The sequence below is a fragment of the Bacillus sp. JST-5 genome, from assembly GCF_057747715.1.
Map to the genome: position 1 here is coordinate 15,233 of NZ_JBYLHW010000001.1, position 12,545 is coordinate 27,777.

Sequence of the window (12,545 nt, forward strand, 5' to 3'; positions counted from 1 at the left end):
ATTCATCTTATTCATCCCCCTCTCATACGATAGTGTGGAGGGGGATGAATGTTTCGACTTGTATTTTTTAGTTTTGTTGGGTTGTTCTCTGACATAGTTTATATCTATTTTTTTCCGAATGAACATTTAAATTTTTAAAGTTTTTTATCAGAATATATTTTACATCCATTCGATTTTTTTTAGGTAGTTTGGCGTTTATCGTGGGGTTTCTTTGCCAATCCTTTTTAATGTCCAATGCCATATGGCTTATGAAAATGCTATTGAGAAATAGAACGGTTTTATATGAAAGAATTGTTTATTTCTCTTACGTCAGTTTCTAATTTTGTTATTTTACTATATCAGGGATTGTGGCAAACCATTCTATTGTTCTTGTTTTCATTTTTATTTTGTGTTTTATCATTGTCTAAACTTCGTGTTGAGAAGGGGTAATAGGGGGTTATGAATGATTTACTTCATTCTAGTCTTAATTTTTATCGCAAGTTTTATCATATATATGTGGAAAGAGGCTTTTCGTAATTTTGTTCGATACCATACTTTGTCATTTCAAGAGTTTCCGAAAAGTTTTGGAGAGTATCGAATATTTTTTATCTCTGATATTCATCGACGTGAAATAGATGATTCCATCATTAAAGAAGTAAAGGATCAAGCGAACATCGTCATCATAGGTGGAGATTTAACAGAGAAAAACGTCCCATTATATAGAACTTATCGAAATATTGAGAAACTAAAAAAGATCGGTAGAGTATTTTTTGTTTGGGGAAATAATGACTATGAAGTTGATTCACAAATGCTAGAAAGTTTGCTTTTAGATTGGGGAGTGGAAATTTTAACGAACAGACATGTTTCAATCTTTTCCAAAGAGGGAGAGTCATTTGCTATCATTGGAATTGACGATATTTCGATGGAAAGAGACCGTTTAGATCAGGCACTATATGGAGTCAAAGATCCCTTCCGGCTATTCATTACTCATAACCCAGAAGGTGTTAAACTTTTGAACGATGAACATAACATTCAACTTGTATTAGCAGGACATACACACGGTGGCCAAATTAATGTATTTGGTTTAGGGCTATATCGTAAAGGGCGTATATATAGCCAAGGAAATATTACTGTTCTTATTAGTAACGGCTATGGTACAACGTTGCTTCCTTTTAGATTCGGAGCAAAAGCAGAAACCCATTTAATCACTATTAAACATAAGAATTGTAAAAATTAAATAATCTGAACGATATGTAAAAATCTTTCCGCATGATTAACATAGTCATTGAAATAAACATACGATGTCAATATAAAGCGTTCGTTAACGTCGGGAGGCGGCATTTTCATGCGGTTAGAAAGAATCAATGAAAATAAAATAAAAATCTTTATAACATTGGATGAATTACTTGAACGTGGGCTTTCAAAAGATGATGTAGGGAAAGATTCGTTTAAATGGCAAGAATTATTTTATGATATGATGGAAGAAGCAAAACAAGAATATGGATTTGCTTGCAACGGTACTATTGCTGTTGATATTTTTTCTCTCCAAACTCAAGGGATGGTTTTAATTCTTACCATCGATGATATTGAAGAAACCTATGATGGATCATTAAATTGCGATGTATTTGAAATGAAGGTAAATACGCTCGAACATAAAGAGCTATTATATACTTTTCATTCCATAGAAGATTGTATTTCTTTCGCGCGACGAATCAAACATGTTTTGCAAGGCGGCCAACTCCTTTATTACAATCAAAAATATTATTATCATAAAGAACAGGTTTCACCTGATTTAATTCCAACAGTTATTTCGATCTTAGCGGAATATGGTGAACCTGCAGTAACAACTGTGCCATATATTTATGAATATGGAAAAATCATCATGGAAAAAGATGCGATTCAACAATTAAATCATTTTTTTGATCATTGAGCTGTCTAAAAGGCAGCTTTTCTGATTGTTAAGATACTACAATTTTTATCATACTAAAAACAAGCAATTTTTCTCGTTAATCGTATAAAAATTACTTTCAATATTATATGAAAAAGATAAAAATCTTATATTTTTTGTTACCGCTTTCATTTTTTTAAAAAAAAAGAAAAAAAGTCTTTTTTTAATCTTGCATATTATTTGTAAGGGTGTATACTATGTCATGAGTGGACATACACTTTATCGATAATATTAGGAGGTTTACAAATGGTAGCCGATAAGGGTACGGAAAATACAAATATTGAGGACAAACATGATGTTTTGAAAGCCACACAAACTGTCATTCAAAATGCACTCGAAAAATTAGGGTATCCTGAAGAAGTATATGAACTTCTAAAAGAGCCTCTTCGAATGATGACAGTTAAAATACCAGTCCGTATGGATGACGGTTCAGTGAAAGTTTTTACTGGCTACCGCGCCCAACATAATGACGCAGTAGGTCCAACCAAAGGGGGAATTAGATTCCATCCAAATGTTACTGAAAGAGAAGTTAAAGCATTATCTATTTGGATGAGTCTAAAATGTGGTATCGTTGATCTACCTTATGGTGGAGGTAAAGGTGGCATTGTCTGTGATCCTCGAAAAATGTCTTTCCGTGAGCTTGAAAGATTAAGCCGTGGCTATGTTCGAGCAATAAGCCAAATCGTTGGACCAACGAAGGATATTCCAGCTCCGGATGTATTCACAAACTCACAAATTATGGCTTGGATGATGGATGAGTATAGCCGTATTGATGAGTTTAACTCACCTGGATTTATTACTGGAAAACCGCTTGTTTTGGGTGGATCTCATGGACGTGAGTCTGCAACAGCAAAAGGTGTGACTATATGTATCCGTGAGGCTGCAAAAAAACGAGGAATTAGCCTTGAAGGAGCGAGAGTGGTTGTTCAAGGTTTCGGTAATGCAGGTGGATTTTTAGCTAAATTTATGCATGACGCTGGTGCCAAAGTAATCGGTATTTCCGATGCATATGGGGCCTTACATGATCCAAATGGACTTGATATTGATTATTTATTAGATAGAAGAGATAGTTTTGGTACCGTTACAAAACTATTTAAAAATACAATAACTAATAAGGAATTATTAGAATTAGAATGTGATATCTTAGTTCCAGCAGCGATTGAAAATCAAATAACAGAAGAAAATGCCCATAATATTAAAGCTTCCATTGTCGTTGAAGCGGCGAACGGGCCAACAACATTAGAAGCGACAAAAATTTTAACTGAACGTGGCATTCTCTTGGTTCCTGATGTGCTAGCTTCTGCTGGAGGAGTTACTGTATCCTATTTTGAATGGGTGCAAAATAATCAAGGATATTACTGGTCTGAAGAAGAAGTAGAGGAAAAACTTGAGAAAGTTATGGTCAAAGCCTTTAACAATGTTTATGAAACGGCTATGACTCGCCGTGTAGATATGAGATTAGCCGCCTATATGGTTGGTGTTAGAAAAATGGCTGAAGCCTCTCGCTTTAGAGGATGGATATAAGAGGACTATAAAAGAAAGTCAATTTCATTGCAACTTTATAAAAAATCTCCTATCATTGATGGATAGGAGATTTTTATTTAGACAACATGTCTATAAAGGAAGTGAGCCATTTGGAACAATTACATGATGCGATCATTGTTGGAGGAGGTCCTTGTGGATTATCCGCAGCTATAGAATTACAAAACATTGGATTAAAACCAATCGTTATTGAAAAAGGAAATATTGTCAATGCCATTTATAACTATCCTACACACCAAACTTTTTTTAGTACCAGTGAAAAACTAGAAATAGGTGATGTTCCGTTCATCATTGAGGGACGAAAACCGAAACGAAATCAGGCATTGGCTTATTATCGAGAAGTGGTAAGAAGAAAAAATATTCAAGTTCATCCTTTTGAAAAAGTTCTCCGAGTTGAACGTGCAGAAGATGGATGGTTTTATGTGCATACATCAAAAAATGAATATAAAACGAAATTCGTTGTTATAGCCACTGGTTATTATGATCATCCCAATATGTTAAATATTCCAGGAGAAGAATTAGATAAAGTTTTCCATTATTTTAAAGAAGCACATCCTTATTTTGATATGGACGTCTGCGTCATCGGTGGAAAAAACTCCAGTGTTGATGCTGCTTTAGAATTAGAAAAAGCTGGTGCAAGAGTGACTGTTTTATATCGTGGAAATGAGTATTCCAAAAGTATTAAACCTTGGATTCTTCCGGAATTTGATTCACTCATTCGTAATGGAAAAATCCAAATGGAATTTCGTGCAAATGTACTTGAAATTAAAGAGAAATCCGTCATATATGAAGTAGATGGGATAAAAAAAGAAATAAAAAATGACTTCGTTTTTGCAATGACGGGATACCATCCAGATCATTCGTTCTTAAAGAATATGGGTGTTGAAATCGATCAAGAAACGGGCAGACCAAAATACAATGAAGAAACAATGGAAACAAATGTAAAAGGTATTTTTATTGCTGGTGTGATTGCTGCAGGAAACAATGCAAATGAAATATTTATTGAAAACGGAAGATTTCACGGGAAGCAAATTGCCACCGAGATATCGAAACGAATAAAAGAGTAAACCGGGAAAATTTTCCCGGTTTTAACTTTGAAAGATTTTCTCTATTTCAGATAAATCGCTTGTATGTTCTAGTGCAATCATTAATTTCATTCTAGCTTTTTGGCCATTTAATCCGTTTGAAAAAATTAATCCAAGCTCTTTTAAATGAGCACCTCCACCGAGATACCCATATATATCTTCTACAGTTCCGTTAAAACAACGAGATACTAATACGATTGGAATCCTTTTTTGAATCAAAGACTGAATCCCATCTAACGTTTGTGGCGGAAGATTTCCTTGTCCTAAAGCTTCAATCACTAATCCGTCGATTTCCATGTCTCTACATGCATGAAAAAGTGCAGAATCCATCCCAGCATAAGCTTTTAACAACAACACTTTCTTTGTTATAGAATGAATGTCATATTTTTCATTTTTTACACGACTATGATGAAATCGGACTCTTTTCTTTGTGATTATACCAATTGGTCCGTATTGTGGGCTTTGAAAGGTAGATACATTGCTTGTATGAGTCTTTGTTACATTCATCGCAGAATGAATTTCATCATTTAATACGACCAATACCCCTTTTCCAATGGCTTCTTCGCAAATCGCTGTTCTTACCGCACATATAAAATTATATAAACCGTCCGAACCGATTTCATTACTGCTTCTCATAGCACCTGTTACGACGATCGGAATCGAACTGTCAACCGTTAAATCTAGAAAATAAGCGGTTTCTTCAAGTGTATCAGTACCATGAGTAATAACGACCCCATCAATATTGGAACGATTGATATGTTCGGAAATGATTTGTTTTAATGTTAACATTTCATACGGTGTTATATGCGGAGATGGTAATTGGAATGGTTCTTCAATAATTAATTCTGCGTACTCTGAAACTTTCGCATAAACATGGGAAAATGGACTAGATTCTTGCGGAACTACTGAACCAGTCTGTTCATCTTCTTTCATGGATATCGTTCCACCCGTATGTAAAACTAAAATTTTTTTCTTCATTTTTCTCTCCTTTTCTACATTCCAAAAATCTTTGATTTTTTTTCTTGCAATTCCATGATACGATGAATAAAAAGCAATGAAAAGAGGTTCTTTATGCTGTCGGTATTGTCTGCAGGATTTGCGCCTAGTTTAGCAATTTTGAGTTATTTTTATTTAAAGGATGAATATGATACAGAACCTATTTTTCAAGTTTTTCGTGTATTTATATTAGGCGCGGTCTTAGTGTTTCCAATTATGTTTATTCAATATATATTGCAAGTGGAACAACTGATTCATCATATTTTTATCGATGCTTTTATTACAGGGTTGCTTGAAGAATTTGCTAAATGGTTCTTCCTAATGTTCTCCGTATACTCACTCGTTCATTTTGATGAGCCATATGACGGGATTGTATATGGCGTGTCATTGTCACTAGGTTTTGCTACATTAGAAAATATTCTATACTTGCTTTCCAATGGTATTCATTTAGCCATTGGGAGGGCATTTTTCCCAGTATCAAGTCATGCAATGTTTGGGGTCATTATGGGATATTATATAGGAAAAGGAAAATTTATTTCTAATAAAAAGAAAAAGGTGCGTTTAATTTGTATGGCTTTGTTCATTCCAGTTGTTCTCCACAGCTTATATGACTTTATTTTAATGTCATTTACGAATTGGCATTATTATTTAATTCCTTTTATGCTGGTTCTTTGGTGGGTGGGATTGAAAAAAGCTAAAAAAGCTAAAACATATTATAATCTATCTCAAAAAATCCAGCGTGTTTCTTAACCCCGGGTATACCCCGGGATTTTTTATTACTAAATTAAGGAATCCTTTTGTATAAAAATCCACTCCCTACAAAAACTATCGGTAATAGTAAAATTTCTAATGGGAGGGTACATCGGATGATTAACAGGAGTAAATGGATAAAAATATTTATCGGAATTATGGTTAGCTCAATTCTTTTAAGCTCCGAACATAATTTACACGAAGTATCGGCCTTCTCCAATCAAGTCATTCAAAAAGGAGCAACTGGTGAAGATGTCATCGAACTTCAATCTCGTTTACAATATATCGGATTTTATAATGGAAAAATTGATGGTGTATTTGGCTGGAGAACTTACTGGGCGGTACGGAACTTTCAATATGAATTTGGCTTAAAAGTTGATGGACTGGTAGGTAAGAAAACGAAAGCATCATTAGAACGTGTAACAAAATACCATAAATCATACGTCCATGAACAAATTAATAAGGGAAAACGATTTACACACTATGGAGGAATGGACTTAAATAAGCAGACGGCACCAAAACCACAAAAACAGCAAAAAGCGAAACAAAAACAAGAAAACCAAGGACGAACACCGGCTAATACTCCCCAAAATCAAGGAAGTGGTGGACAATCACAAGCGAATCAAGCACCGCCTCAAAAACCAACGGCATTAAATACTCCAGGTGGTTTTTCACAAAATGATATTCAATTATTAGCAAATGCCGTATATGGCGAGGCTAGAGGAGAACCATATGTCGGACAAGTGGCGATTGCAGCGGTTATATTAAACCGTATCGAAAGTCCTTCATTCCCAAATACTGTATCCGGTGTAATTTTTGAACCAGGAGCATTTACCGCAGTTGCAGACGGACAAATTTGGCTCACTCCTAATGAGACAGCGAAAAAAGCAGTACTTGATGCTATTAACGGCTGGGACCCTACGGGCAATGCGCTCTATTACTTTAATCCGGATACGGCAACAAATAAATGGATTTGGTCACGTCCGCAAATTAAGAAAATTGGAAAGCATATATTCTGTAAATAAGGGGTGAGATCATTGATTAGAGGAATTATTATTGCAGTATTATCTGTAGCTGTTGTTGGAACAGCGTTCTGGGGATATCAGGAACATAAAGAAAAAAATGCGATATTGGTGAATGCAGAAAATAATTATCAACGAGCTTTTCACGATTTAACCTATAATATTGATCTCTTACATGATAAAATCGGTACTACTTTAGCCATGAATTCCAGAAGTTCCATTTCTCCGGCATTAGCGGAGGTATGGAGAATTACATCAGAAGCTCGTAGCTCTGTAGGACAATTACCACTTACATTATTACCTTTTAATAAAACGGAGGAATTTCTAGCTGAAATAGGGGAGTTTAGTTACCGGACGGCTGTAAGAGATTTAGATAAAGAACCATTAACAGAAGAAGAATATCAATCATTACAAACGTTATATAATCAGGCTGCAGAAATCCAAGATGAACTAAGAAAAGTTCAACATTTAGTTTTAGAAAATCATTTGCGTTGGATGGATGTTGAATTAGCTCTGGCAACCGATGATGAAAATGCAGATAATACGATCATCGATGGTTTTAAAACGGTTGAAAAAACAGTCGAAGGATATGCTGAGTCTGATAAAGGGATTATTTTCTCTGGAATGCAAAAACGCGATGAAAACTTCAAATATTTAGAAGGAAAAACGATTTCTAAAAATGAAGCGATTGAAATTGCCAAAAAGTATGGTCGGGAAAATAAAGGAGATATTCATGTAGAAGAAAGTAAAAAAGGAGCGGATTATGGTTTTTATAGCATCTCCTATAAAGATAAAAATAACGTTGAAGTAAATATGGATATTACAAAAAAGGGTGGTTATCCAATTTGGTTTTTAAAAAATAGAGAAGTTGGGAAGCAGAAAATTAGTTTAAATGACGCTGCCAATCGAGCCATAAAATTTATCAATGATAACAACTTCGAATCCATGGAAATGTTTGAAAGTGCTCAATATGATAATGTGGGAGTTTTTACTTTTGTTTCAACCATTGATAATGTTCGAATTTATCCAGACGCGATTAAAATAAAGGTTGCTTTAGACGATGGTAGTATCCTTGGTTTTTCTGCAGAAGAATATTTATCTAGCCATCATGTCCGTGAAATTCCTAAAGCAAAAGTATCTGAAGCAGAAGCTAGAAAAGAAGTGAATCCAAACGTCAAAATTATGGAAAATCGATTGGCTATGATTATGAATGATTTAAATGAAGAAGTGTTGGTTTATGAATATTTAGGTGTCCTTGGGGACGATACTTACCGAATTTTTATTAATGCGATCTCAGGAAAAGAAGAAAAAGTCGAAAAATTAAAAGATGCTGAACCAATTTATGAAGATTTAGTATAGGAAAGGTACAATAGTACTTTTCCTTTTTTTTTATTAATGTCATAATATTTATAGTCATAATAGAGGATTTGGGTGAGGAGAATGGAGCCATTAAAAGTAGGGTATACAATAACTATAAGACGTAGACAAACGAATGTCATTGAAGAATATAAAAGTAAAATATTAGATATGAATCAACAAGCAATATTCATTGATTATCCAACAGATTTAAAAACTAACAAAACGGTATTTCTTCCAGATCGATTATTACTTGACGTTTTTTTTGTTACAGATGATGATCAAGCATACTCTTTTCAAACAGAAGTCATTGGCAGAGAGATGTCTAAAATACCGAAAATTAAATTAAAAGTTCCAAAAGAAGATAATATTATTAAAGTACAAAGAAGACAATTTGTGCGAATTGAAAAAGCAGTGGATGTAGCTGTTCATCCATTAAAAAGTGAGTTTGCCTCTTTTACAACAATAACTGAAGATATAAGCGCAGGAGGGGCTTCTATCTTAGTACCAAAACAAATTCCATTTGAAAAAGATCAAGTTGTTTCTGTGTGGATTTCATTACCAATGCAAAATGGTCAATACCATTACTTAAATTTAGATTCTAGAATTGTACGAGTGATGGAAAAAAATAAAATGAGAAATAGTGTTTCATTACAGTTTTTGGATGTGAAAGAAAAAGATGTGCAAAAATTAATTCGCTTTTGTTTTGAAGCACAAGTTGAAAATAAATTAAAGCAAATGGAAAAATAGTATAGATTCATTTCGTACTTCCAATAATGTATATAGAGTTATTGGAGGTAACGGGAATGAAGCGATTTGAAAATATTTTAATAAAACTTGTTATTATTCAATTTATCTTTTTACTCAGCTCACAAATTATTTTTCATCATTTTAATGCTTTTCCAGAATTAAAAGTGATCACACAATACGAAGGTGTGAATGAGAACAATTTTACAAAAATAATCGAAACGTTCCAAAATCGCTAAGCAGGGATCCCCCCCCTGCTTTTTTATTAGAAAAGTGAAGGCGAGCGCCAAGTGGCGAATGAACGGGAGACACTCCTGAACTGAGATAAAGGAAACAAGGCGAGGCACGAGCCGCTGTTGACTTATCGTAGGGGAAGGAGAGGGTCGTTCACAAGCCACTGCGAGCCGAAGCTGGACATAGAAAAGTGAAGGCGAGCGCCAAGTGGCGAATGAACGGGAGACCTCGGACCGAGATAAAGAATAAGCAGAGAAGCAAGTAAAGTGTTCGTTGTAAAAAATTTGTGAGTTATAGTAGATTGAATTTTTATGGTAAAATAAACGAGAAATAATTTCATATTTTTTATTCAAACAAGGAGGAACTATGGAAAGAAAGTTATCAGTAGCAATTGACGGTCCGGCTGCTGCTGGAAAAAGCACAGTTGCTAAAATTATAGCGAATAAGCTTTCATATATTTATATCGATACAGGTGCAATGTATCGAGCATTGACTTTGAAAGCTTTAAGAAAAAACGTGAATGTGGAAAATGAAAATGATTTACAAAAATTATTGCAGGAAACTTCCATTGAATTAAAGCAAGGGGACGATAGACAAATTGTCTTGCTTGATGGAGAAGATGTAACACTTGAAATTCGTTCGCAAGATGTTACAAATCAAGTTTCCATCGTATCAAAACATAAAACGATTCGAGAAGAAATGGTAAAGCGTCAGCAACAATTAGCTAAAAATGGCGGAGTTGTGATGGATGGAAGAGATATTGGAACACATGTACTTCCAAATGCAGAAGTGAAAGTATTTCTATTAGCAAGCGTAGAAGAACGTGCACTTAGAAGACATAAAGAAAATTTAGAAAAAGGATTTGAATCAGATTTAGAACAATTGAAAAAGGAAATTGAGCGAAGAGATCGTCTTGATAGTGAACGTGAAAACGCTCCGTTAAAGAAAGCTGAAGACGCAGTGGAAATCGACACAACATCCTTGTCCATTGATGATGTTGTAGAAAAGATCATGATGCTTGTGAAGGAAAGGGTCGAGGAACGTTGAGTTTTTATTCGTTTGCAAAAGCAGTAGTATCTGCGATTTTTAAACCTCTATATCGCATAGAGGTTATTGGGACTGAAAATATCCCGAAAGACAAAGGGATTCTTTTATGTTGTAATCATATTCATAATTTTGATCCTCCCGTATTAGGTGTAACATTTCCACGACCAATCGTATTTATGGCAAAAGAAGAGATCTTTCGTGTCCCGATTTTAAAGACAATTGTCAAGCATTTACATGCCTTTCCTGTTAAACGTGGGATGAGTGACCGAGAAGCGCTTCGGAACGGTTTAGCTACATTAAAAGAGGGGAAAGTATTAGGAATTTTTCCTGAAGGTACCCGTAGTAAAACGGGAGAGATTGGTAAAGGTTTAGCAGGGGTAGGTTTTTTTGCCTTACGAACAGATGCGGTAGTCATTCCTTGTGCAATCATTGGTTCATATAAAATATTTCGAAAATTAAAAGTCGTTTATGGCAAACCTATCGATATGTCAAAATTGAGAGAGGAAAAGAAAAGCGCTGACGAAGTAACCGAAGTAATTATGTCCCATATTAAAGAACTATTGGACCGCTATAAATAAGCTTCCATACTCTTGACAAATAGTACAAATTGTAAGAAGTTAGAAAAAAGGAATTTCCGAACGAGGAGGAATTATAATGACTGAGGATATGAACCAAATACAAGTCAATCCATTCAAAATTGGAGATATTGTGGTCGGACAAGTTACAAAAGTAGAAGATAAGCAAGTTTATGTTAATATTCCAAATAGTAAAGTTGACGGTATCGTTCCTATTAGTGAATTATCAAATATTCATGTAGAAAAGGCATCAGATGTCGTCACTAAAGGTGTAGAACTAACATTAAAAGTAATAAAAATAGAAGAAGATGCTTTAATTTTATCAAAAAGAAGAATTGATGCCGAAAAAGCATGGGAAAAACTTTACCAATCATTTGAATCTGGTGAACGAGTACATGCTTTGATTACGGAAGTTGTTAAAGGCGGATTAGTTGCAGACGTAGGAGTAAGAGGATTTATTCCAGCATCTATGGTTTCTGACGAGTACATCGATGATTTTTCAGATTATGTAGGAAAATCATTAGATTTTAAAATTGTTGAGCTAGATAAAGAAAAAAATCGAGTGATTTTATCGCATAAAGCTGTTTTAGAAGAAGAAAAAAGAGAGAAGAAGAAACATAAACTCAGTGCCATTAAACCAGGAGATGTTCTAGAAGGGAAAGTCCAACGTATTACAAACTTTGGGGCATTTGTTGATATAGGTGGAATTGACGGACTTGTACATATTTCTCAATTGTCACATAATCATGTTGATCATCCATCCGAAGTGGTGAATGTAGGAGACTCTGTTCAAGTAAAAGTGTTATCCGTGGATCGAGATAGTGAACGAGTTGCGCTTTCCATTAAAGAAATGGTACCTGGCCCTTGGGACGGAATTGAAAATAAAGTTCAAAAAGGTACTATTTTAGAAGGAAAAGTGACGAAAATCGTTTCGTATGGAGCTTTTGTAGAAGTATTTCCGCACGTTGAAGGGCTTGTTCATATATCTCAAATATCTACAAAACATATAAAAACTCCTCATGAAGTATTAAAAGAGGGAGATATCGTCCAAGTAAAAGTTTTAGATGTAAATGAAAAAGAAAAACGTTTATCATTAAGTATAAAAGAATTAGAAGAATCCGATGAAGTCATTGATTATGAACTTCCTGAAGAAACAAAAGGTTTTCAATTAAGTGAAATTATTGGTGAAAAATTAAAACAATTAAAATCTGAATCATAATAAGCGGGATAGGGAAAATATTCAAAAAGTAATTTAATAATAAGT

General features: G+C 34.4%; 13 protein-coding genes. 12 read left to right on the forward strand and 1 reads right to left on the reverse strand.

Features of this window, described 5'->3' with window-relative positions:
- The first annotated feature begins 442 nt into the window (after positions 1-442).
- The 4 genes from AC3ASS_RS00085 to AC3ASS_RS00100 all read left to right on the forward strand — a co-directional run bounded on the left by AC3ASS_RS00085 (position 443) and on the right by AC3ASS_RS00100 (position 4,536).
- Complete coding sequence (locus AC3ASS_RS00085) at positions 443-1,216, forward strand: metallophosphoesterase (protein WP_488281453.1); 774 nt, start codon at positions 443-445, stop codon at positions 1,214-1,216.
- Positions 1,217-1,324: 108 nt separating this feature from the next.
- Positions 1,325-1,909 carry an adaptor protein MecA gene (locus AC3ASS_RS00090; protein ID WP_488281454.1) on the forward strand — a complete coding sequence of 195 codons (585 nt, stop codon included), beginning with the start codon at positions 1,325-1,327 and terminating at the stop codon, positions 1,907-1,909.
- Between the two features lie 264 nt (positions 1,910-2,173).
- A complete protein-coding gene (locus tag AC3ASS_RS00095) occupies positions 2,174-3,451 on the forward strand; it encodes a Glu/Leu/Phe/Val family dehydrogenase (protein WP_488281455.1) in 1,278 nt (425 codons plus the stop codon).
- Between the two features lie 110 nt (positions 3,452-3,561).
- Positions 3,562-4,536, forward strand: coding sequence for a YpdA family putative bacillithiol disulfide reductase (locus AC3ASS_RS00100; protein WP_488281456.1), 975 nt, complete (start codon positions 3,562-3,564; stop codon positions 4,534-4,536).
- Between the two features lie 21 nt (positions 4,537-4,557).
- On the opposite strand, the gene AC3ASS_RS00105 is transcribed toward AC3ASS_RS00100, so the two are convergent.
- Positions 4,558-5,532: an asparaginase gene (locus AC3ASS_RS00105; RefSeq protein WP_488281457.1), complete on the reverse strand. Its 975-nt coding sequence runs from the start codon at positions 5,530-5,532 to the stop codon at positions 4,558-4,560.
- A 93-nt stretch (positions 5,533-5,625) separates the two neighbouring features.
- On the opposite strand from AC3ASS_RS00105, the gene prsW reads away from it, so the two are divergent.
- From prsW to rpsA, 8 genes are all read left to right on the forward strand, one after another.
- Positions 5,626-6,300 carry a glutamic-type intramembrane protease PrsW gene (prsW, locus tag AC3ASS_RS00110; protein ID WP_488281458.1) on the forward strand — a complete coding sequence of 225 codons (675 nt, stop codon included), beginning with the start codon at positions 5,626-5,628 and terminating at the stop codon, positions 6,298-6,300.
- A 116-nt stretch (positions 6,301-6,416) separates the two neighbouring features.
- Positions 6,417-7,325, forward strand: coding sequence for a spore cortex-lytic enzyme (gene sleB, locus AC3ASS_RS00115; RefSeq protein WP_488281459.1), 909 nt, complete (start codon positions 6,417-6,419; stop codon positions 7,323-7,325).
- 12 nt (positions 7,326-7,337) lie between these two features.
- Positions 7,338-8,681, forward strand: coding sequence for a germination protein YpeB (gene ypeB, locus AC3ASS_RS00120; protein WP_488281460.1), 1,344 nt, complete (start codon positions 7,338-7,340; stop codon positions 8,679-8,681).
- Between the two features lie 81 nt (positions 8,682-8,762).
- A complete protein-coding gene (locus AC3ASS_RS00125; RefSeq protein WP_488281461.1) occupies positions 8,763-9,428 on the forward strand; it encodes a flagellar brake protein in 666 nt (221 codons plus the stop codon).
- Between the two features lie 56 nt (positions 9,429-9,484).
- Entirely contained in the window at positions 9,485-9,664 is a 180-nt protein-coding gene (locus AC3ASS_RS00130) for a YpfB family protein (RefSeq protein WP_488281462.1), read from the forward strand.
- Positions 9,665-10,025: 361 nt separating this feature from the next.
- On the forward strand, positions 10,026-10,706 hold the full coding sequence (gene cmk / locus AC3ASS_RS00135) for a (d)CMP kinase (protein WP_488281463.1): 681 nt from the start codon (positions 10,026-10,028) through the stop codon (positions 10,704-10,706).
- Complete coding sequence (locus tag AC3ASS_RS00140) at positions 10,703-11,284, forward strand: lysophospholipid acyltransferase family protein (protein ID WP_488281464.1); 582 nt, start codon at positions 10,703-10,705, stop codon at positions 11,282-11,284. Before cmk ends, AC3ASS_RS00140 begins: the two co-directional genes overlap by 4 nt.
- Before the next feature lie 76 nt (positions 11,285-11,360).
- Entirely contained in the window at positions 11,361-12,500 is a 1,140-nt protein-coding gene (gene rpsA, locus AC3ASS_RS00145; protein WP_488281465.1) for a 30S ribosomal protein S1, read from the forward strand.
- Positions 12,501-12,545 lie beyond the last annotated feature (45 nt).

What these genes read in the sequence shown, in the direction of transcription:
- AC3ASS_RS00130 (WP_488281462.1), top strand. Translation starts at nt 9,485, where the DNA reads ATGAAGCGATTTGAAAATATTTTAATAAAACTTGTTATTATTCAATTT.
- sleB (WP_488281459.1), top strand. Translation starts at nt 6,417, where the DNA reads ATGATTAACAGGAGTAAATGGATAAAAATATTTATCGGAATTATGGTT.
- prsW (WP_488281458.1), top strand. Translation starts at nt 5,626, where the DNA reads ATGCTGTCGGTATTGTCTGCAGGATTTGCGCCTAGTTTAGCAATTTTG.
- AC3ASS_RS00105 (WP_488281457.1), bottom strand. Translation starts at nt 5,532, where the DNA reads ATGAAGAAAAAAATTTTAGTTTTACATACGGGTGGAACGATATCCATG.
- AC3ASS_RS00125 (WP_488281461.1), top strand. Translation starts at nt 8,763, where the DNA reads ATGGAGCCATTAAAAGTAGGGTATACAATAACTATAAGACGTAGACAA.
- cmk (WP_488281463.1), top strand. Translation starts at nt 10,026, where the DNA reads ATGGAAAGAAAGTTATCAGTAGCAATTGACGGTCCGGCTGCTGCTGGA.
- AC3ASS_RS00090 (WP_488281454.1), top strand. Translation starts at nt 1,325, where the DNA reads ATGCGGTTAGAAAGAATCAATGAAAATAAAATAAAAATCTTTATAACA.
- AC3ASS_RS00095 (WP_488281455.1), top strand. Translation starts at nt 2,174, where the DNA reads ATGGTAGCCGATAAGGGTACGGAAAATACAAATATTGAGGACAAACAT.
- AC3ASS_RS00085 (WP_488281453.1), top strand. Translation starts at nt 443, where the DNA reads ATGATTTACTTCATTCTAGTCTTAATTTTTATCGCAAGTTTTATCATA.
- rpsA (WP_488281465.1), top strand. Translation starts at nt 11,361, where the DNA reads ATGACTGAGGATATGAACCAAATACAAGTCAATCCATTCAAAATTGGA.